Genomic DNA, 22,322 nt, shown 5'->3' with positions numbered 1-22,322 from the left:
CTGTTACGCTATACTCCAATGAATCATTGCCTATTACTTTTGACCATGTAGTATTACCTGCAGGTTTTGTAGTTGTCACATTTTCCTTAGTTGTTGGTACTACTATTGATTCGTCCGGATTGCCTGGTGCATTTGTTATCTTTTTAAATCCTTTTTCAGATACTGTTCCGTGTTCACTAATTATATTAAATGCAAACACTATGTACTTATCCTTATATGAAGTCAAATCTATATCCTTTGACCAATACCCATTATTTTTACCAAGTTCCTGTCCTATATATCCTGCAATACTGTCATTATTATAGGCTTCTGTTGCCTCCTCTATAGTATCATATATGTGATATAAAACTATTATGTTAGAAGCACTGTCATTTAACGCTACAAATGTTGCCTTATATCCATTCATTGTCATATAAAGATTATCATTGATATAACAGTCCCCGGCTGATGCCCAACGTGCATACAATGTTATGTTTCCATATACATCACTGTCTATTTTTTCTATTTTGTTTGAATATGATGCATCTGTGTACCATCCCCTAAACACACTGTTTTCTTTTCGTGGTGTTGGCAGGTCTATAGTTTCACCATACACATATGAATTTACCATGTTGTTACATGTGCCACCATTTAACTGATAAGTTATATTATATTTTCCTCTGTCATAATATATTTTCAAATGTGTTCCTCCAGATTTTATGGTTCCTTCCAACACACTCTTTTCCTTATTTATAATATAACCTTTTTTCTCTGTTGGTGTTATCTGCACTTTTTCATTATTTTTACCATACTGTATGTCAGTTCCTACCAAGTCATACTGACCACTTACATTTTGCACATAATACTCTACATAGTATTCCTGTCCCTTCATCTGGCTTTCTGTTCTTATAGTCATCTGGTTTGGTGCTGCGCTAAATTTTGCTCCATCAGAAAACTGTACTGTTTTTATTTTACTGTCTGCATTATACACTGCGTAAGTTTTCTCGCCATTTGAATCTTTAAACACCATACTTAACTCTGTATTTGAAGTAATGCCTGTCTCAGGTGTTCCTGCCTTTTGCAATGATTTTATAAATTGATAAATATGTGCATTTGTCTCACCATTTTCCGGTGTTGATCCACCCCATCTGTCAAATCCTCCGTCAGGATCAGCCATAGCCAGATACTCACTCCATATATCGTTCCATGATTTTGAATTGCCTTTATTTTTCAGTGTTTCTATACTGTTCTTTATGTATTCCTTGTTTGTGGCAAGATAATATGAACCTGCTGTTATAGGCAAAAGCTGAATTCCCTGAACCATGGCAGGATCTGCTGAAAACCATGTTGCATAGTCATATTTTCCACTCCATACAAGAGAGGCCATGTTGTTTTTTATCTGATTTGTTCCCTGTTTTACATACTTACTGTCCAGCACATCCTGATCAATATCAAACCAATATGAATTGATGGCAGACAATTCTGTTGTATATAAATAGATTCCCAAATCTTTTATTTTCTCATTGTCACTTGCCATTCCGTATAAAATCACTCCATACCAGGCATTCATTGCCTCAGATGTTGACTCCTGATTGTTTCCACTTTCAGGATCTTCAAATCCTGATGCCCATGAGTGGCCCTCAAAAGGCGAAAAGTTTCTCATATATGGATATCTTGAATCCTTGCTGTTTTGCTTTGTACATGCTATATCGTCAATTAATTCTTCTATAACAGGTGCATATTTTTTAAGCCACTGTTTATCTCTTAATCCCACCTGTGCTGCTGCTGCAATAAAATATCCATAATGAAAATGATGATCGTTCATCTGGTCAATGGAATTATAAGATGATGGGAAACTAAACAAAGAACCTATGCCATCATCATAGGCAAAATACTTTCCATCTCCATCACCTGAATATGTAAACCAGTCTTCCAAAGATTTTTCCATTGCCCTTAAAATGCGTTCACTGCTTTCTGTATCATTTACATCCTCTGCTGCTGCCAACATATTTGATGCACGGTTTAATTGCTTTCCATACGCATATGGGTCTCCATTAGTTTCATCTACGCATAATTCATAATTACCATTTATCGGCATTTTTGATGTCATGTATTCATTTACATATTCTTTTAACTTGCTTTTGTCATTGTCTGCTACTCCTGTTACAAAAGGAAGTACACCTGAATATTTAAGTTCTGTTGTAAATGATGAACCCTTTACAAACTTTACTGTTCCTCTTAAGGTTCTTGCTGTATTTTTCATGTATGAAATATTTGTCTTTATATTTTTGTACTGATGTGGCATTATGCCCATTATTGTTCCATCAACTGTGCTTTCGCTTTTTTTATCAACTGTATAAATGTATTTTGTAGACACAGTTGAAACCTGCTGATTATATGTGTATTCAGCTTTTGTGTCTGTTATAAAATTGTAAGCATATGCTTTATATTCCTTTGCGATTACCAATGCTTCTGCATCACTTCCGTCTGACTCAGTAAGCCATGCCATTGAAAAATATGCTTTCTGCTCTGATGAAAATTCTATATTAATATTTCCAACACTACTTGAACTATTGTCTGTCTGTGTCAGTGTTGTTCCCTTAGGCAGATATATTCCATAATAATCATATTTTGGATAGCCGTTTTTTTCATCAATGTCATCATATACTTTTAGAACTATATATGACGAATTTTTAAGAGTTGTACCATCATAATAAATAATCTTTGAGTCAACATCTTTTCTGTATTTTGCAACTGTCAGCTTTTTGCTGTTCTTTAATGTAAAAAATCCAAAGGGACTTCCCTGTACAATTGTTGTTTTCAGATATTGACTGTTATCATTTTTGTTTTCCAAAACCACATCATATGTCCAATCAGATATTTTATCTACCTTTGCATTTTCCGTGGAAAAGTCTGGTCTTACGGAAAAATCTGTATAATCTCCATTTGTAGTAAGAGTCATAACGCAATATGTAGAACCAATTCTTGTACTTGGCTTTGATATCCACATACCATCTTTCGCAGCTTTAAATGCCAATGGATAAGTATACATGCTACCAGAATACTTATTATTTCCATTAAAATTCCACATTGCAGATGTTCCCCAGTTATTTGTATCAAAAGCTCCATTGTTATTATCATAATTATCTGTTGTAAATCTTGTTACATTGCTATTACTTTTAGATGGCAGTTTTGATGCATCACTTTGCAACGCCTTTGGCAATCCTTCTGCAATACTTCCACTTCCCATATATTTTGTCTGTTCTCCTTTTACTGTAAATAAATTTGGCACTGATATCCCTCCAAATGCCATTGACAAACATACAATTACACATACTATTTTTTTTAATGCTTTACTCATAAATATCTCTCCTCTAAAGAACTATTAACATTTTTCAAAAAAAGCAACTCTATTATCAGTTATAAAACAAACTTAAATATAGTACAAGATGCTTGTTTTTAAAATTTATATGCATTTTTCATCTTATATCACTATTTCTTTTTCCATCTTGAAAGGGCTAAACTTCATAATAACAGGTCGTTGTCTGAACATCTGACTTTTTGCTTATAACTTCTTAACCTTAAAAGTTATTGTTTACTTTATGAATACATTTTTGCCACTGCTATCAATACGTTTTTATTTGTTCTGTATATTTTTTTAAATTCACTATTTTTTACAGGTGCAGGCATTGGACCTGTTTCCAATGTGCAGTTTAATATATTTCTATCATCCAGATAATCACTGAATGTTCCATACTGCGTCTCACCACTTATTATGTGGGTATATTTTGTCATGGAATAAAGCATATTACTAAGTTTTGTATGCTTTCGATGGTACATAACTTCACCTGCCTGATGATAACAAATTACTACATCAGGTTTCACCTTTTCCACAACAAATATCTGTGCCTTTGTTTCCGGTGTCGTAATTGCTTCCTGATGTGCTGTTGTTACATCAGCTGTTGCTGTCTCCGCTTTTACCTCCGTAAAATTAATTCCCAGCGCAATTACTCCAATTAACATTAGTAACTTTAGCGTTTTTTTCATCCGTTCCTTCCTTCCAATTTTCCGCTTGCTATTATGATGATACAATTATACTATATAATGTCTGATAATTTTATTCTTTTTTACGTTTTAGCCGTAATATTTTCGATGCAATACCGTGTTCATATATATTTTTTTAATAAAAAAACTACCAACCTTCGCACCAGAAAGCAGGTAGTTTATACTTAATATACTTAAACAGTTAAACCCACAATTGCATTGACATACAAAAATTGTTTTAACTTCTTCATTTTCATTCCGCAATATATATTTTCATCTAGTTTCTTCTTTGCCAAAAACAAATTCTGTTCTGGCAATAAATGAAATTTATCTTTAAATTTTGACATTGTAATATCCCCTTCTCTTTTACTATATCACATTTGAACAGCTTGCATGTATCTTTTATAACTCATATGTTTCTGTGCAACAGACTTAATATAACTCCTTTAATTCTATCAACTCTACATTGCTTCTATTTTTGTTTTTAAATCCGGATTTAGAAATAAATACATATTTGTAGCAATTTAATCCCGTAGCCTCTACCTGCTTTATTTCCTTATCTATTATTTCATCTGTAATTGGTTTATTTTTGAATTTAACTTCATAAAAAACATATCCTTTTTCATCTTCAGTTACAACATCAAATTCACCATTGTTATGTTCTTTAGGATTGTCATAGTAATATTTTCCTATCTTCTCAATAACCGGCTCAATTTCTCCCTTTCTGTTTTTTCTAATCAGATACTGGCGACATATCGACTCAAACATATGGGGAACATACTGTTCTTCAAAATCTTTTTCTATATATTTTTTATAAAATACATTGGAACCCATAATATTCATCTGAGATGAGTATTTAAAGATATATTTGTAATAAAATAACGAAAGATTATCAGAAATATAATATCCTGTCTTTCTTTTATTGTTTTTATCATTTATTGGACTTGTTTTTATAACCACTTCCATCTTCATTAATTTGTCAAGCACGTCCACGAGCGTTGGTCCGCTAGAGACATGAGATTGTGATAATATGTCACTATATTTGTGATACCCTTTTGCTAACGCTTCAAAAACTTCATTTACATTTACTATTTTTGAAATTTCAGAATTTAAATACATTGATACTTCATTTTCCAATCTTGCTCCCGGCGAAGCAATAAGTTCAATAATGTTCTCTTTTACACTCTTAGAATCGTCCACTAATCTGTTGTAATATGGTATACCACCAAATACAGAATAAATTCTTACTCTATCCTCTTCTGAATATTTAGGATAAAACAATGAAGACTCATAGTAATCCATCTGTCGCAAGTTAATTGTCAAATCAACTCTTCCATATAAAGGATTTGAATGTTCTAAAAGTGACCTCATTACATCAACATACGAACCTAATATTATCAGCAATAATTTAGATTTATCTCTATACTTATCAATTAATGCCTGCAATATACTGTCCATACCACTAACTGATTCCCTTATATATAGGTACTCATCCAACACCAAAATAATCTTCTCTTCTACAGATAACTCAAAAATGTATTTAAGTACAGTTTCTATATTTGTAAAATGTAATACTTTTTCTGGAAATTCTAGTAAAAATGTGATAGAATTTTGATAATAGGAGGAAAAAGAAATGAAACAAAAAAAATTTTTTATAATAGGTTTGATATTATTAGCAGCTATCTCATTTATAATATTCATACTAGTATCAGGTAGTGGTAACAAAGGTAGTGGTAACAAAGGTAATGTTGAAACACCAAAAGCCATTAATGACATTAATGACGTTATTAATACTATAAATAAAAATAACAAAAATGTTTTACCCGAACTTGAAACTATGAAAGTAGATATAAAGAATATTGATGAAGTTACTAGTTATACTGGATTAAAAACAAATGATGGAATCGAATCAATTGTTGTATCAGAACCATTGATAACAGCACAAGCTTATTCAGTTGCTATTGTTAAGGTTAAAGACAATGCTGATGTAGAAAAAATTAAACAAGAGATGTTAGATAATATTGATATGAGACGTTGGATTTGTGTTTCTGCAGAACAATTATATATCACAAATAGCGGTAATGTAATATTTTCTGTAATGGCTGATAAAGATGTTGCTAAAGCAGTATATAATGATTTTAAGAAATATGTAAATAATAATATTGGAAAAGAATTAGAAAAATCAAATGACGAAGAAAAATAATGAAGAACCTTTTAAGGTGCCTTTTTAAAGGAGGATAAGATGTTATTTAGTAGTATTAGTTTTTTATATTATTTTTTACCAGCATTAATAATTATATATTTTATAACACCTAAAAAATATAAAAATATTATTTTATTAATTGCATCTTTATTATTTTATCTTTACGGAGAACCTAAATATGTTTTTTTAATGATTGCAGAAATTATTATTGCTTATATAGGTGCTATTTTAATTGATAAATATAAAAATCAAAGTGAAAATATATTAATAACAACTTTAATTATACATATATTTTTATTAATAATATTTAAATATACTGATTTTATTATACAATCAATTAATGATATATCTAATGCTAATATTAAATTATTAAATATTGCATTACCAATAGGAATATCATTTTATACATTTCAAATTATGAGTTATCTTATTGATGTATATAATGGTAAAGTTAAAGTTCAAAAAAACATTATAAATTTAGCAACTTATGTGTCTTTATTTCCACAGTTAGTCGCAGGACCTATTGTTAGATATCAGACAGTAGAAAAAGAATTAGATGATAGAGTACATAGTTTTAATAATTTTGCATATGGTATTAGAAGATTTTCTATTGGACTTGCTAAAAAAGTATTAATAGCTAATGCTTTGGGAGAACTTTGCACTAAAGCTTTTGCTCTAAATGAAACAACCGTAATATTTTATTGGATATTTGGTATAAGTTATATGCTACAGTTGTATTTTGATTTTTCAGCTTATAGTGATATGGCTATTGGTCTTGGAAGAATATTTGGATTTCATTTTCCTGAAAACTTTAATTACCCATATATATCAAAAAGTATAACTGAGTTTTGGAGAAGATGGCACATCTCTCTTAGTACATGGTTCAAAGATTATGTTTATATTCCACTTGGAGGCAATAGAGATGGTAAATATAAACAAATAAGAAATATTTTAATAGTATGGTTATTAACTGGAATATGGCATGGTGCTAATTGGACTTTTTTAATATGGGGATTATTGTTTGGAATTCTTCTTATAATAGAAAAAATATTCCTTAATAAATTTATGGGAAAATTACCTTCTTTTATAAGAAGAATATATGTATTATTTATTGTTATGATATTATTTGTTATATTTAATTCTGACAATATGTCAGAGGCTTTGATTAATATTAAAGGGTTATTTGGTATGAATGGAGAAGTTTTTATTAATGATTATACACTTCATTATTTAAAGAGTTATTTACCAATATTAATTATTGCTATATTTGGGGCTACTCCTTTTATTAAAACATTAATAGATAAATTAAGAAAAAATAAATATCTAAATAACATAATTAATATTTTAGAACCAATTTTAATAGTTATAATATTATTTGTTGTTACTTCTTATCTGATAGATAATTCATATAATCCATTTTTATACTTTAGATTTTAAGGAGGTTATACATGAACGATAAAACTAAAGATATAGTTGTAACTTTAGTATTTCTTTTTACTATAATTTCGTTATTTTTGATTAATGTTATAATAAAAGATACTGATATTTCTATAGCAGAGAGAAGAAAACTTGCTACCATGCCAGAATTAACTACTAAAAGCTTGTTTGATGGTACATATTTTAAGAAATTTGATTCCTATGTTACGGATCAATTTATCAAAAGAGATACTTTTAGAAAAATTAAAATAGATATAGAATTATCTACTAAAGGTGAATACAACAATTTATATATGTATGATGATTATATTGTTGAAGAAATATTTCCTTTAAATACTAATTCTATTAAAAATTTAACAAATAAGATTAATTATATAAAAAATACATATTTGAATAATAATAGTAATATATATTATACTATTATTCCTGATAAAAATTACTTTGTTAATAAAGGTAATTTAAAACTTGATTATAATAAATTACAAGATATGATGAAAAATAATTTAACAAATCTTAATTATATAAATATATTTGATAAATTAACACTTAATAATTATTATAAGACAGACACTCATTGGAAACAAGAAGATTTATTTAATGTCGCAAATACTATTGCTAATCAAATGAATTTTGATATAACTAATAACAATGTTGAAAATACAATTACTACTTTTAAGGGTAGTTATGCTGGTAGACTATCAGTAACTCAAGATATTGATACTATAAAAACTATATCTAATCCATCTATTGATAATAGTAGTGTGTATAATTATGAAACAAAAAAATATACAAAAATATATGATTATGATAAAATAAAATCATTAGATAAATATGATATATATTTATCAGGAGCATCTTCTATTATAGATATTGTTAATCCTACTTCAAATAGTAATAAAGAATTAATTGTTTTTCGTGATTCTTATGGCAGTAGTTTAGTTCCTCTATTAATAGATGGTTATAGGAAGATTACTGTTATTGATATTAGATATGTTTCTTCAAAGATTCTGAATAATTATATAAAATTTGATAATCAGGATGTTCTTTTTATGTATAGTATATTATCTATAAATAATAGTTTTTCTATGAGATAAGGAATCTGGTGAGATAAAATACCGACATGTTTCTATTTTATTTTTATCTTAACCGTGATTTTTTTATCGCTTCCATCTTTAGCCTGTGCAGTGACTTTAATACTTTTTCCTTTTCCTGCTTTTTTGGTAACTAAAACTCCTTTTGAACTAATCTTTGCATATTTTTTATTATTGACAGACCATTTTACAGTTTTGTTAGTAACATCGGAATTTATAGTTATTTTAATCTTTGTTTTATTACCTGCTTTTATAGTCTTTGGTGCCTTTAATGTTATTTTTTTTACTAAAATTCTATTTATTTTTAATTTTATTGACGATGTAATATTGCTGCCATCTGTGGTCTTTGCAAATATAGTTACTGTCTTACCAGCTCCTGCTTTCTTTGCAAAAACATTACCATTTGAATCCACAACTGCGTATTTACTATTACTACTTGACCATAATAATTTTGTGGTTGTAGCATCATATGGCAAAATAATCGGAGACAATTTTATCTGCTTTCCAACGTTGATACTATAATTATTCTGTAAATTTTCTGTCTTTTTATTATGTTATGTATTTGCAATACAATAATTGTTTAATACTTCTGTTTCTTATTTTACTTTATTTTATTTCCTGTATTTCTACTTTTGTGTTTATCAGGCTTTTCTTCCATATCATAAGATACACTTTGTATTCTATGGAATCAGTTGCCACAACAAAAGGCTCTTCCACGAATATCTCTGACTTTCTCTTTTTGTGTTTTAACTTGTTCTGAAGTTGCTTTGCCCTTGTCAAAATCTTCTTATGCTCATTGTCTGCAGCTTTTCCAAACTTTCTTGTTGGATAATTCTTTGTTGCTTCTGTCATTTTTTCCATAAGACTTTCCACAACTTTTCTGTGAGACTTTCTATGTAACATAGTTGCTATAACTTTTGCAAGCTTTCTGTTCTTAAACTGCTTATATAAAACAAGAACCTGATAAAGCATTTTGTCCTGCTGCTCTCTTGCCACCTTAAGCATAACAGTGATTGCCTTGTCTGTTGGCTCCCACGGATTGTCCCTTGGCACAAGATACTTCTCAGGCACCGAAGGATAAAAGCAATAATTAAGCGGTGGAAAATCTGTAAGATTAGCCAGCTCTTTCTCCAAATCATTACAATACTTTTCTCCCAAATAATCAAGTTTATCCCTGAGAATTGAAATTTTGTATTCAAGCTGTCTTAAATATTCATAACCTTCAATCCAAAAATGTGCAGTTCTTCCGTAATTATACAAATTAACTTCAAAACTAACATCCTCAAAAAATACAGTACACACCGAATCTTTCTGATGTACAACCAAAACATATTCATCATTGCCTGTACTGTCATTTTTTTGAACTGTCAGGGATGTATTAATCTCTCCCTGATAGTCCTTTATATATTCTCCTGTAATTCTTGCATTTTCAAATACAATAAAACTTTCAACCGCATCATTCATAAGATAAATAACTTTAAGCTTGTTATCATCTACCTTATCAGACACAAGTTCAAACTGATTCTGTTCTATTAAATTATCTAACTTTTCAAAAATATCTTCTCTTTTGCTCATAATCAATCTTTATCAACCCCAGCCCGGAACTTTTTTAAACAACATCTTCCTGCCCCAGCTTGATTTCTTTTTACTTAGGTAAATCCAACCTTTCTTTCCTGATTTTGTTTTTACATAAGCATAAGCATTAATTGGCTTTTCCTCTCCGTACTTGCCCTGTGGACGTTTTGCCACATTCTTCATTGGTTTAATTTTTATCATTTTAATCTTGTCACCTTTTTTGACTGTAAATTTCACCTTTGACTTCTTTGATGCTTTTTTGTAAACCTTAATATTACTCTTAGTCTTATACTTATACTTCTTTGAACTTCCTACAAGATTATATGTTCCTGTAGTTGTTGTAATCTTGTTATTCTGTAATTTCAATGGAATGTTAGCATAAAAACAGCCAATTGGCAATGAATATGGTGTATCTACCACAATATTAAATCTGCCGTTGCCTTTTACATTGCTAAACGAATACTCTCTTGTATAATTCAAAGCCTTGTTTTTATTGTTATCAAATTCTACAATTGATGCACCATTCCATCTCTGAAATGAACTGTAATCCATAACATCCGAATAGCCTCCAATCTGCAAATTCAATTCCAAAGTATTATCACTACTGTCAATATCAAGAACCGTATACTTAGCCCAAGTATCTGTTAACTTCTTAGTGTAAACATTCTTATCATTTATAAACAAACTTACACTATTAAAGAAGTCATTATCATCTTTATTAACCTGAGTTGTGTACTTAATCTTCTCCGCCTGCCCATCTCCATTCAAGTCAAAATAATAATCCTTGTTCAGTTCAAGTGTCTGGTTAGTTGCTGCGTAAACATTGACATTGCTAAGCAAAAATCCTGCTGTAAAAGCAAAAGACAATGCTCCAAAGATTGATAAAGATTTTTTAAAATTTCCTTTCATGATCTTGTCCTCCTGTTCATACCCTTATAACTTGATTGTACTATTGTTTCGGGAGAAATCAATATGGATTTTTTTCGTGGTTGTAATAATTGAAACGTTTTCATCTTTATTTTATCATAAATATTTTTTAGAAGTATTTCTCGAATATTTTATGATTTTTTAATAGATTTGCACTGCCTTTTCAACCAATTTTTCATTTTTATAAACAAGCTTTAATGTAAAAAATCTTTCTTCGTTATCAAGCAACAATTTTAGAAAAATAGCATCCCCTTCCCATGTTGGAAGTTTAGGCACTTCCGTCTTGCTTACCCATTCCAATTCTCCCTCGTCGCAGGTAATAATCTCTCCACGAAAATCGTCCGATGTAAAAAGGCACATCATTTCAGGCTCACAGTCATCACTTACAAAAGTTATCAAACCTCTAAACTTATACGACAACAATTCCAAGCCTGTCTCCTCTTTTACTTCTCTTAAAAGACATTCCTCAGGGCTTTCATTTCCTTCTGCGTGACCGCCTACGCCAATCCACTTATCCTTATTAATGTCATTTTCTTTTTTAGTTCTATGTAACATTAAATATTTTTCATCTTTTTCTATGTAACACAAAGTCGTAACTTTCATCCAAAAATCCACCTCTAAAACCAGCTAAGAATTATTACCACAAACGCCAATATTGCTATTGCACCAAACAGCTTAAGTGATTTCATCAACTCTTTATATGTTAAACTATCTTTTAATAAAATATCTTCTTTGGTTAATGATTCCATTTTCATTGTCCCTCTAATTTTTATTAAAAAACAAATATCCAGCACGCAAAGTACCAAGCATATAATGCCTAAGATTGTTCTTATTGTTACTAGCATTCTACTTTATCTCCTGCATCATTAATTTCACATATTCTTCTGCATTCTCTCTATTGTCTTCTATTTCTGCTTCTGTAAGATTTCGGATAACTTTAGCAGGATTACCAAATGCCATTGAATTGTCAGGGATTTCCATTTTTCCCGTTACTAAAGCACCGGCACCAATAATGCAATTCTTGCCTACTTTTGCTCCATTCAGAAGAATGCTTCCCATTCCAATAACTGTATTGTCGCCAACTGTACAACCATGAACTATGGCGTTATGACCTATTGTTACCCCATTGCCAATGGTTAACGCAAAACCATTACCTGTGTGCAATGTGCAATTGTCCTGCACATTAGAATTATCGCCTATTGTTATTCCTTCCATATCACCACGAACTACCGCATTGTACCAAATCCCAACATTGTTGCCTATTTCAACATTTCCTACAACGTGTGTTCCCGGTGCTAAAAATATATTTTTGTTCAAAATTCTTCTCCTTTGCAACAATTATATACTTATTTCTTCTTTCTAAGCTTTCCTGTTTTCTTGCTAAAAGTATATCTTTTTCCTTTGATTTTCTGTTTGCCTTTAAGCATGCCTTTTGTCTTTGAAAAATAGTATTTAGCATTTTTGTATGTTACCCAGCCGTTTTTTCTTTTTCCACTTTTCTTGAAGAAATAACTTTTCACTCCGTCTGTGTAAATCTGATTAGTTACTACAACTCCGTTACCTTTTGCCAAATAACTTTTACCACGAATAGTAAACCAACCGCTTGTCATTTCTCCAGTCTTGGGATTCAAATAAAATTTGTTTCCTGCTTCTTTAAAGAAACCTTTATTCATAACGGCTGTTTTGTTGTTAAAGTGATACCACTTTCCGTCTTTTTTTACCCAGCCTGCTATTTTATTTCCTTCCTTGTCAACAAAATATGTCTTGCCTGAAATTGTCTGAAAATCACCTTCGATGTTTTTTGCACTAAGCTTGTAATAATTAATAATACCCTTTGCATCTGCCACTTAACCTTTTTGCCAAATGATTTCTTGCTGTAAGACAATCGCCTAGCTTAAGTTTTTTAACGCACTTGCTATTAGTTCTTGTCATATAAACAGTTACATCTGAATATTTATTTAAGTAATTTCTACAAGCCTTGCCAATGTCCAAATTAACATCCTCTTCTTTTAATCCATTGCCCCTTGCACCTATATGCTTCTTGCAATGTCCCGGATCAAGCAAAATAACCTTAGACTTGACTGGATTCAAAGCTGACTTTTTAATATTTGATGCTTTTGTAGTTTCCTGTGGCTTTGTAGTTTCTGCGAGCTTAGTTGTCTCTGTAGTTTTTGTACTTTCAGATGGCTTAGTTGTTACTGCTTCTACGGATGTTGTAACCTTCTCTCCTGAAACCTCAGCCTTTGTCTGAGTAGAAAATGTAGCTATGCTCATCAATGTACATATCGATAAAATTCCAAGTGCATATTTTATTGTTTTAAATATTTTGATGTTGTTCATGTTCATACCCCTTTGTATTATCTCTTATTTTTCCACTTTTTCAGTATAACATATGCACTGTTGTTTTCAATTAACTTCTTTTCCATCTATTGCATTCTTTACATCCGTTTCAGCGTAATGTCCTGATAAAACTATCTTTCCTGCATCTTTTCCGTCAAAAGAGAATGTGGTAGCTGACTTTCAGGTTATCTGCCATCAAAATAATCTAACAACATCTGTAGTTCTTCGCTTCTTCCAATATTATAATACTACAGCAATAGCGAATTAAACTGTTCAATATATTTATCCATAATAGTCATAATACCTGCACCTGAAGAAATCAAAATCTTATTTTCAAGCAATAAACCGGTTCGTTTATTACCATTCCAGAAGAAGTGTCCTCTTGCTCCCCATATAAATGTAACACAATTTAGTTTTATGCAAAAACTGTAGTCTTTCCACTTCCGGGTACAGCTAAAAGCAGTGTAGGCTTTTCGACGCTCTGCACTGCTTCTAACTGTTGTTTATTTAGATTTATATTAAATTTGGTTATAAATTCCTGTAGTGTCATGATATTTTTCTCCTATTTAATCCCCAAGGCTTCCTTCAAAAATCCTACTATTCTCTTTTCATACTCACCATATATTATATTTTCCTTACTTTCAGTATCACTGCCATCAACAAAATATCTTCCTGTTTCTCTACTAACCGACAGAGAATCAAGTGGCCATCCCTCAAATCTTTTAGAGGACGCTTTATCTATCATATAAAAAGCGCCTATATTTTTTGCTGACTCTCTATCCATAAATGACGAAATCATACCATTGTTATATACAGCTATACCGTCCAGATAATAGGCAGACACCTTTCCGCCAAGCTCCGCTATAAGGTTTGAATAATACTCAATCATTTCTTCATCTGATAATCTGCTCATTCCCATTGGAGTTCTGACATTTAATCCCGGTTGTCTCTCATCTTCTAAACTTAGTTCCTCAAAATATAATCCTGAATCATTACAAATCACCCTATCAAAATATTTGCCATAATATCTTGCTTTGCATATTGCATTTTCTTCCGGCGTTTTTCCTGTCTCATCCGGTTCATCTTTTATTTCTAAATCTTTTAATGTTATAAATTCTATATTATAATTTTCTAACAATTTAGAAAACCTCTTTACCTTTGACGGATTAGTTGTTCCCAGTAGCACTTTCATCTTTCTCACCTTTGTAAATTACTATAATATAATTTTAGTTTTCATATGAAATACTTTCCTTTTTAGATAACCAACATGCTTTTTTGCAACCCCCCCTGCACACCATGTATGCAGGGGTAATTTCTTATAATTATATCACTTACCAGTATATTAATTACTTGTTAGCGATAGCTGCCTGAGCTGCTACATATCATAGGCTTACTACAGCCACTCCTCTTTCTGCTTTATCTTTTTATGCTACCTTTGAATAATCTAACACTGCAATTTCCTGCATCATTTGCTTTGCTAAATTAACCATCTTTTCTAACTGTTCAGCTACTTCGTCTGTATAATACTTTTCTCCACACTGCTCACATTCTTCACAAGGAACATTTTTAATTACAATGATACTATTTTTGTAATTAACAACATGAGTTGTAGTACTTTGTTTAACTGTATCACATTTGCAAAACATACACATATCTATTTCCTCCTTGTCTTTAAATCTTTTTCAAACTTGATTGTATTTGGAAAGTATGCTGTAATAATATAAATATATTTTCCATCACTTCCAGCAACAACATGTATTATTTTATCATTTATAGTATATCCAAAAATTAAACAACTAGGATGTAGAAAATCATCTGGATAATCTTCAATTATTTCACCTTCCAAAGCACATTTTTTAACATCTGCTCTTGAAATGTCTCTTTCCTGCATCCTCTCCAAACAATGTGCAGACCATCGAATAGCGTTTTCTGAAATATACTTTTTTAATTCATCTATTTGCACTTTAACACCTCTTTCCAAATAAGTCTACGACTTTTGTTCTATATTTATATTATACTTATCCGTGTGTTAAATATCAATTAAACATTTTTTCTTTTCTCCCCCTTTGGTGCACAATAGTAATGCTATATTCTGTAGCTGAAATATATAGTTCAGGAATCCACTGTTCGCCCTTGTTTTCAACTAATATATCTTTAAACTCACAATCCTCTTTGTCTACAAAATATTTTTTCATTATTTTGCTATGTTCCTTCTCTTCATCAGATATCAATAGGAAAACGCATCCTCCATCTTCTTCTAAGCTTCTTTCGATTCCGTAATTCAAATCTAATACATTCAATACTCTTTTTATTTCTTCTTCTACTGTTAAAGGAATATTATATGTTTTACAATCATTTAATAATTGTATATTTTGTTTTTTCGTCCAATATGTTTTTACCATCTATTTGCCTTTCTCCCTTTTTACCTGATTTCTATGCTGTACTACAACCTTTAAAATTGTTGTCGTCATAGTTATGGCAGATAGCATTAACTTGAATTTCTTATCATTCATCTATTAATTTCTTTCCCACAAAACAATGTTTGTGTATATAATATTAATCAAAATAATTCCTAGTCCTAATCCCACTATATATTCTTTCACGCAAATCTCCTTTTCAAAAAAATAAGGTGCTGTAAAAAAAGACTGTCATATTAACAATGATTTTCTATCATTTTAATATGACAGTCTTTATAACTTACTTACGTCTCATTTTATGCAACTTCTTTTTCTTCATTTTTTTCAAATAACTTCTTTACACCCTGTACGGCAACAATTACACCAAGGATTAAAAGTAATACTGCAAAGATTAACTGTAATGTATTTCCAAGTGATAATCCTGTTGTAGCAAATGCTCCACTTAATTTGTAAATTGTCATTCCAAGGGCTGTAAATGTAACTGCCATCATGAAGAACATTGGTACCCATAACATCCAACCCTGACGTTTTGTTTTCTTTAAGAATACTGCACAAGCTACTAAAGCAAGTACTGATAACAACTGGTTTGCTGAACCAAATAATGGCCAAATTTCTGCATAACCAACTTTTGCAAGTAAGAATGCAAGAACTAATGTAATAACTGTAGCAAAATACTTATTTGTTACTACCTTCTGGAATGGTGTCATATTATCATCAGTTACTCCTTCATCTAAGAAGAATTCCTGGAATGAAAGACGACCAATTCTTGCAACTGAGTCAAGTGATGTTAAAGCAAAAGCTGAAACAGCAAGGTTAATTAATGTAAATACTAAATTATGTGGTAAACCAACTGCTGATAAGAAGTTTGCAATTGCACCTGCAAAAATCTGTGGCTGTGTTGTTAAGCCCTGTGCTGCTGCTTCTCCTTTTGCAAATGAAGCAACTGCGATTAATGCGATTACACCAAGCATACTTTCCATAAGCATTGCACCAAATGATACAGGTAACATATTCTTTTCATTTTTAATTTGCTTTGAAGCTGTTCCTGATGAAACAAGTGAATGGAAACCTGATACGGCACCACATGCTATTGTTACAAATAAAATTGGGAACATATACTGTCCATCTACGTTGAAACTTGTAAATGCCTGTAAGTTACATGAAGGATTTGAAACAAATATACCTACAACTGCACCTACAATCATAAAAATTAATAAATAACTGTTTAAATAATCTCTAGGCTGCAATAATGCCCATACAGGAACTACACTGGCAATAAATATATAAGCGAATATAAAAAGATGCCATGTTTCTCTTGTTAAATAAACAGGGAAGTTTAAACCAATTACAACTGCTGCTACTAACATTGCAATTGCTATTACTGTATTTACCCATTTATTTAATTTTGCATATTTTAAAATCATTCCAAGTGCTACTGCTTCAAAAATAAATAAAATTGAAGTCATTGCTACTGCACCATTTGCTGAGATTTTTTCTACTGCCTGTCCTGCAACTTCAGGTACTGTAAATCCGTTAAATGTTCCGGCTACAACATCTGCAAATGCTGCAACTACTAAAATACAAAATAACCAACAGAAAAGTAAGAATAATTTCTTTCCTAATTTTCCAATATATTCTTCAATTATGTAACCAATTGTACGACCTTTGTTCTTAACTGATGCATACATTGATGCAAAATCTTGAACAGCTCCGAAGAACACACCACCTACAAGCAACCATAATAAAACAGGAAGCCAGCCAAAAACTGCTGCCTGAATAGGTCCATTAATAGGACCCGCACCTGCTATTGATGCAAACTGATGTCCAAATACTACATTTGTATCAGCCGGTACATAATCAACTCCATCCTGTAATTCATATGCCGGAGTTTTTGCATTAGGGTCAATGCCCCATTTGTTTTGAAGATAACGACCATAAAGAAGATACGCTCCTCCAAGTACTACAATCGCAATTACCATCATTAAGATTCCATTCATTTGTATTACCTCTCTTTTGTTATTATTTAGATAGTTTATTCTTTTATTACAAAAGAAAAAGCCTTCATTGTCTTACGACAACAAAGGCGAAAATATCAATTTCGTGGTACCACTTTGTTTGAAATAATTATTACTAATTAAAACCACTCATCACTGTCACATCCAACAGCTTCTTCTGTAACGTGAAGACTACGTCTCTGCCTACTCACTATAAAAAGTTTTGGGAGAGATGCTCCAGGGTGATGTTACAACAATTCTTTTCTTCCGATTCTCAGCTACCTCGGTTCTCTGTAATCAAGACACTTTATTGTAATGTATCCCTTTCTACGCAACTAACTATTACTTTTTACAAGCTCTGTTTTATCACTTATTATTAAATCATGCAACAATAAATTTATTATTTTTCTACAATTTAATTATTTAAACTATGTCCAAATTATTTGTATAATTATATTAAGCATTATTTTAATAATTTTAATATTTCAGCTGTTTTTCTTATATTTTTTTCGTCTGTTCTATAAATTTCATATTCACTTAACCCGGGAATTCCCATATTAACATCATCATTTCGATATTCCATTTTGCTGTTTTCTACAACCTTACCTGTCATATGAAAGCTTTTTGCCCCGGTTATTTTAGCTATTTCCTTAATATTATCTGAATTTACACCTGCACCAACTAAAATCTCTATATCACTTGATCTTTCAACTAGTTTTTTAATTAACTTTACACCTTCAATACAACTATTTTTTTGTCCTGAAGTCAATATTGTATCTACACCTAATTTTCTAGCGGTCTCAAATGCTTCAAATGGATTTTTGCACATATCATATGCTCTATGAAGAGTAACTCTGCATCCTGTTGCCATATTCATAATTTCCTTCATATATGCCTCATTCAAACTTCCATCAGGATTAAGACAACCTATAACAATGGCATTTGCTCCTTCTCTTGCAAATTTTTCACTTTGTCTGCACATTATCTCAAATTCTGATTCTGTATAGCAAAAATCTCCAAATCTTGGTCTTATCATAACATTTATTGGAATTTGAATTTTATTTCTTATTATTTTAAATAACTCTAAATCAGGCGTTGTTCCTCCTATAATAATATTTGAACATAATTCAATTCTAGTTGCCCCTCCATTAGTTGCCGCAATAGCTGATTCTACAGAATCCACGCATACTTCTAACACATAGTGATTCATTCTTTTTTCCTCTTTTTATAATATATTTATTTTTATTCATGACTATTATTAAAAACAGTTATCAAAACGGAACAATTTTTGTATTCCTTAAGTTTTACATCTTCGTCAATATATCTATTATACATAAAAGACAGCATATACACTATGCGTATTTAAATAATTACGCTTCTTAATGTTTATCCTAATTTCTTCCCTATTATTCGATATAAACTATATTATCTTACAATACCCTGATAACAACAAACGCCAAGAGTAAAACCTACTTTTTCTGTAGATTACTTCTTGGCGTTTTTTATTGTTATTAAATTGTCTTTCCCAGGTCTGACCTAATTAGTTTAACATAAAGATTTTTTTATTCATAAAACTGTAACTGCTAAAATTTTTTTATTTTCACAGTAGGAATGTGAAAATAATAGTTTTACAAAATGCACTTCCCGACATAATGTCGCAAAGTTAAAGTTTATTCTGCTAAACTTTTTGTTTGTTATTAAATCTTTATGGCTATATTTTACTCTATTAATATTGCAATGTCGAATTCTAGGGTGATCTATTTTTGTAGAAAAATACATCTACTATGGTTTATTTTTTAGAAATAATAAAAAAAAATGTTTGGGACACGGGGTCCCAACCTGATAATAACCTTTCCAAATATACATATGCAAAATGTAGTAACTCATTAGTATTTCTATACTTTAATAAAAACTACTCGTCATTTTCCTGTTGTTGCAAATAAAACATTGTTTTCTGATTTTCAATCTCTGCTCTTAATTCTTCCTCTGTTGGTAAGTATAACTTATATTTTGATGCAAAAAGCTGTTCATTACCATGAAGAATAGAATACTTTGCAATATCCTCATCTGTATCAGAACAGAGTACAATTCCAATTGTAGGATTGTCTCCTTCACTACGTTTAAGTTCGTCATACATCCGAATATACATATCCATCTGACCTACATCCTGATGTGTAATTTTCTGCGTTTTCAAATCTATTAGTACAAAACATTTGAGAATATAGTTATAGAAAACAAGATCAATATAATAATCCTGCTTTTCTGTATGAATATGTTGCTGTCTTGCCACAAAAGCATACCCTTTCCCTAATTCCATCAAAAACTTCTGTAAATTTGACAAAATACTATTTTCTAAATCACTTTCAGTAAAATTTGTATTTAAAGCCATACCTAAAAATTCTGCAATAACCGGATTTTTATAAATTCTAACTTATCATTCTGATATTCCTTGGTTAGTTCATTCATTTCATTTTCTACAAGATCCTTCTTTTGAGTCTGAAGCATACGGTAATAGTACTGTGAAGAAACATTACGTTGTAATGTTCTAACACTCCATGCTTGTTGAAGCGCTTCTTTCTCATACCATTCACGTGCCTTTTCATCTTTTACTTGTAATAAAATGCGATAATGTGTCCATGATAATATCGGTTGAGATTTTCCACTCGCTGAGTGGAAAATCTCTGGATAAGTTTTATAAAATGAATAAAAATTGTATAGATTTGTTTTTGTAAAACCTTTTCCATACTCTGTTGATAATTCCTGAGATAATTTCTTTATTATCTTTGTTCCATACTCTGCCCGCTTTTCACCATGCAATTCCTCACTGGCGATTCGATAGCCCATCATCCAATTTCTCTGCACAAGAGTCATATTAACTGCCTGATGTGCAGCTTTCTGTGAGGATTCAATAATCTGTCGCATGTCTTTTAATATATCATCTGTCTCAATAAAATTATCCATAATACTATTTTGACCAGTGTTTATTAGTTTATTCTCCATATGTATTATTCTCCTTTACCACTTCTTGATACTGATTTTTTTCTGCAATAGTGCCTTAACCATTTTATCTCTATCCTTTTTTTGCTACAAAAGTAACTACACTTGTTTTCAATTCACATATTCCACTATCTCTCGGAATATCATATTGCTGATCCACCACAGTAGATTTTAATACTGTCCATTCACTAAAAGCTTTTTCAAAAATTCTTTGCATTTCTTCTGTAGGTAAGCATACTTCAAATTGTGGAAGTATTTCATTTCCTGTTTTCTTGTCAAACTCTTTTATATTAGAATTTACAACTAAACATACAATGCCATTTTTGCGGATGCCATGTTCTATTTCTCGCAATTTATTAACAAAGGTTTCTTTTGAATCTACGTGTTCCAAAGATGATACCGCCATTACTAAATCATAATTTCTTTCTTTAATTTGATAATCATCAATCGATTTAACTATTCCACATATATTTGATGTAATACCATATTCATCAGCATTAGCATAAAGTTTTTCGATAGCTAAATCCAGTATATCCACACAATCTATTTTACACAACCTATCATAATAATGTCGAGCAATACATATGCAATTTCTTCCTACTCCACAACCTAAATCCAAGACATTAATTTCTTCGTATTTATCAAACAGAGGTATCAAATCTACTACTGTTTTTATTGGTCTTATTAGCCAACTACCCTCTTTATATAGTTCGGCATTAGAATATATTTCTATATGTGATTTTCTTTCGTTTTTACGTATTTCTTTTAATCTCATTTCTTCCATTTTTCTTTTGTATCTTTTATTTTTACTCCACTGATTTATCACTTTTTTGATCTCCGTTATGAGTTGTTCTTTATTGGTAATATAATAAATATATTTTGATGCAAAATATTACTTACTAATCCTTCTAAAGCATATTCCGCAACCACTGAATCTTTATCAGTGCAAAGAATAATACAAGTTGGCTTATTAGATTCTTCGTCATTTACTATTTGCCAATAGCCCTAATTTTCAGCCTATATTTCAAAATCTGGAGCTTATGACAAGCTTATAACTATAACGCACTACAATTTTGTTGTAAATAAATCATAATATAAATATTCTTAATTTAATGTTCCTAATTTAATTTTACTATCTAATTCCCATAACGCAGTTTTATTACTATCATACCTAAGTCTTTTTAATGCGGTATTGTAATCAACCCATTCATATTCCGTATGCTCTTGAGACAATTCCAAAATTGTTGTATCCATCCTAACAGCAAATGTATATTCAGGAATAACCAAACAATTTTCACCCCATATTTTTCTTGCTTCT

Annotated in this window: 24 protein-coding genes, 2 pseudogenes and 1 other annotated feature; of the genes and pseudogenes, 3 read left to right on the top strand and 23 right to left on the bottom strand. The window is 30.7% G+C overall.

The genetic code is table 11. The annotated features are described in order from the left end of the window. The 4 genes from Q5O30_RS01850 to Q5O30_RS01835 all read right to left on the bottom strand — a co-directional run. Positions 1–3,340 (bottom strand): glycosyl hydrolase (locus tag Q5O30_RS01850; protein ID WP_302674526.1); only part of this gene is annotated, 3,340 nt, incomplete at its 3' end. Between the two features lie 239 nt (positions 3,341–3,579). Beyond that, positions 3,580–4,026: a gamma-D-glutamyl-L-diamino acid endopeptidase 1 gene (locus tag Q5O30_RS01845; protein ID WP_021952058.1), complete on the bottom strand. Its 447-nt coding sequence runs from the start codon at positions 4,024–4,026 to the stop codon at positions 3,580–3,582. A gap of 191 nt (positions 4,027–4,217) precedes the next feature. Further along, positions 4,218–4,370 carry a hypothetical protein gene (locus Q5O30_RS01840; protein WP_021952057.1) on the bottom strand — a complete coding sequence of 51 codons (153 nt, stop codon included), beginning with the start codon at positions 4,368–4,370 and terminating at the stop codon, positions 4,218–4,220. 85 nt (positions 4,371–4,455) lie between these two features. Then, positions 4,456–5,481, bottom strand: coding sequence for a DUF234 domain-containing protein (locus Q5O30_RS01835; protein ID WP_302674525.1), 1,026 nt, complete (start codon positions 5,479–5,481; stop codon positions 4,456–4,458). A 175-nt stretch (positions 5,482–5,656) separates the two neighbouring features. On the opposite strand from Q5O30_RS01835, the gene Q5O30_RS01830 reads away from it, so the two are divergent. Genes Q5O30_RS01830 through Q5O30_RS01820 form a run of 3 tightly spaced genes read left to right on the top strand, consistent with a single transcriptional unit; the run spans position 5,657 to position 8,757 of the window. After that, the gene (locus Q5O30_RS01830; RefSeq protein WP_021952055.1) at positions 5,657–6,226 is read left to right on the top strand and encodes a hypothetical protein; all 570 of its coding nucleotides are present in this window, start codon (positions 5,657–5,659) and stop codon (positions 6,224–6,226) included. Positions 6,227–6,265: 39 nt separating this feature from the next. Continuing rightward, positions 6,266–7,663: an MBOAT family protein gene (locus Q5O30_RS01825; protein WP_021952054.1), complete on the top strand. Its 1,398-nt coding sequence runs from the start codon at positions 6,266–6,268 to the stop codon at positions 7,661–7,663. A gap of 11 nt (positions 7,664–7,674) precedes the next feature. Then, a complete protein-coding gene (locus Q5O30_RS01820) occupies positions 7,675–8,757 on the top strand; it encodes a DHHW family protein (protein WP_021952053.1) in 1,083 nt (360 codons plus the stop codon). Between the two features lie 32 nt (positions 8,758–8,789). Here the strand turns inward: Q5O30_RS01820 and Q5O30_RS01815 are convergent. The 19 genes and pseudogenes from Q5O30_RS01815 to Q5O30_RS01730 all read right to left on the bottom strand — a co-directional run. Continuing rightward, positions 8,790–9,272: pseudogene (locus Q5O30_RS01815) on the bottom strand (Ig domain-containing protein); the annotation flags it as partial. An 88-nt stretch (positions 9,273–9,360) separates the two neighbouring features. Continuing rightward, complete coding sequence (locus Q5O30_RS01810; protein ID WP_021952051.1) at positions 9,361–10,329, bottom strand: DUF3878 family protein; 969 nt, start codon at positions 10,327–10,329, stop codon at positions 9,361–9,363. A gap of 12 nt (positions 10,330–10,341) precedes the next feature. Further along, entirely contained in the window at positions 10,342–11,238 is an 897-nt protein-coding gene (locus tag Q5O30_RS01805) for a hypothetical protein (RefSeq protein ID WP_021952050.1), read from the bottom strand. 159 nt (positions 11,239–11,397) lie between these two features. Beyond that, positions 11,398–11,859 carry an 8-oxo-dGTP diphosphatase gene (locus Q5O30_RS01800; protein ID WP_021952049.1) on the bottom strand — a complete coding sequence of 154 codons (462 nt, stop codon included), beginning with the start codon at positions 11,857–11,859 and terminating at the stop codon, positions 11,398–11,400. Positions 11,860–11,873: 14 nt separating this feature from the next. Continuing rightward, positions 11,874–12,101, bottom strand: coding sequence for a hypothetical protein (locus tag Q5O30_RS01795; protein ID WP_021952048.1), 228 nt, complete (start codon positions 12,099–12,101; stop codon positions 11,874–11,876). Position 12,102: 1 nt separating this feature from the next. Continuing rightward, positions 12,103–12,573, bottom strand: a complete 471-nt coding sequence (locus tag Q5O30_RS01790; protein WP_021952047.1) for a gamma carbonic anhydrase family protein — start codon at positions 12,571–12,573, stop codon at positions 12,103–12,105. Between the two features lie 29 nt (positions 12,574–12,602). Then, a complete protein-coding gene (locus tag Q5O30_RS01785) occupies positions 12,603–13,103 on the bottom strand; it encodes an N-acetylmuramoyl-L-alanine amidase family protein (RefSeq protein ID WP_021952046.1) in 501 nt (166 codons plus the stop codon). After that, complete coding sequence (locus Q5O30_RS01780) at positions 13,078–13,602, bottom strand: N-acetylmuramoyl-L-alanine amidase (protein WP_302674524.1); 525 nt, start codon at positions 13,600–13,602, stop codon at positions 13,078–13,080. The genes Q5O30_RS01785 and Q5O30_RS01780 overlap by 26 nt, the downstream gene beginning before the upstream one ends. A 409-nt stretch (positions 13,603–14,011) precedes the next feature. Further along, a complete protein-coding gene (locus Q5O30_RS01775) occupies positions 14,012–14,146 on the bottom strand; it encodes a UvrD-helicase domain-containing protein (RefSeq protein WP_021952044.1) in 135 nt (44 codons plus the stop codon). Between the two features lie 12 nt (positions 14,147–14,158). Then, complete coding sequence (locus tag Q5O30_RS01770; protein ID WP_021952043.1) at positions 14,159–14,788, bottom strand: non-canonical purine NTP pyrophosphatase; 630 nt, start codon at positions 14,786–14,788, stop codon at positions 14,159–14,161. A 232-nt stretch (positions 14,789–15,020) separates the two neighbouring features. Next, a complete protein-coding gene (locus tag Q5O30_RS01765) occupies positions 15,021–15,242 on the bottom strand; it encodes a type II toxin-antitoxin system MqsA family antitoxin (protein WP_336302302.1) in 222 nt (73 codons plus the stop codon). 8 nt (positions 15,243–15,250) lie between these two features. Continuing rightward, positions 15,251–15,559 carry a DUF4258 domain-containing protein gene (locus tag Q5O30_RS01760; RefSeq protein ID WP_021952041.1) on the bottom strand — a complete coding sequence of 103 codons (309 nt, stop codon included), beginning with the start codon at positions 15,557–15,559 and terminating at the stop codon, positions 15,251–15,253. A gap of 73 nt (positions 15,560–15,632) precedes the next feature. Further along, on the bottom strand, positions 15,633–15,998 hold the full coding sequence (locus Q5O30_RS01755) for a hypothetical protein (protein WP_021952040.1): 366 nt from the start codon (positions 15,996–15,998) through the stop codon (positions 15,633–15,635). A gap of 311 nt (positions 15,999–16,309) precedes the next feature. After that, entirely contained in the window at positions 16,310–18,010 is a 1,701-nt protein-coding gene (locus Q5O30_RS01750) for a carbon starvation protein A (protein WP_021952039.1), read from the bottom strand. Positions 18,011–18,089: 79 nt separating this feature from the next. Then, positions 18,090–18,346 (bottom strand) — a binding site (T-box leader). Between the two features lie 124 nt (positions 18,347–18,470). Beyond that, a complete protein-coding gene (locus Q5O30_RS01745; protein WP_021952038.1) occupies positions 18,471–19,217 on the bottom strand; it encodes a copper homeostasis protein CutC in 747 nt (248 codons plus the stop codon). A 702-nt stretch (positions 19,218–19,919) separates the two neighbouring features. Further along, entirely contained in the window at positions 19,920–20,396 is a 477-nt protein-coding gene (locus Q5O30_RS11680) for a PDDEXK nuclease domain-containing protein (protein WP_021952037.1), read from the bottom strand. A gap of 2 nt (positions 20,397–20,398) precedes the next feature. Beyond that, positions 20,399–21,007 (bottom strand): DUF1016 N-terminal domain-containing protein, encoded by a 609-nt coding sequence (locus Q5O30_RS11675; RefSeq protein WP_021952036.1) that lies wholly within the window; start codon positions 21,005–21,007, stop codon positions 20,399–20,401. Positions 21,008–21,077: 70 nt separating this feature from the next. Next, entirely contained in the window at positions 21,078–21,830 is a 753-nt protein-coding gene (locus Q5O30_RS01735; protein ID WP_021952035.1) for a bifunctional 2-polyprenyl-6-hydroxyphenol methylase/3-demethylubiquinol 3-O-methyltransferase UbiG, read from the bottom strand. 278 nt (positions 21,831–22,108) lie between these two features. Next, positions 22,109–22,322, bottom strand: a pseudogene (locus Q5O30_RS01730) (hypothetical protein); the annotation flags it as partial.

It is taken from the genome of Eubacterium sp. CAG:161 (assembly GCF_000432355.1).
Taxonomy (GTDB): domain Bacteria; phylum Bacillota; class Clostridia; order Lachnospirales; family Lachnospiraceae; genus Eubacterium_G; species Eubacterium_G segne.
Note: the sequence above shows the minus strand (reverse complement) of the source record. Positions and strands in the feature narration are given on the sequence as shown.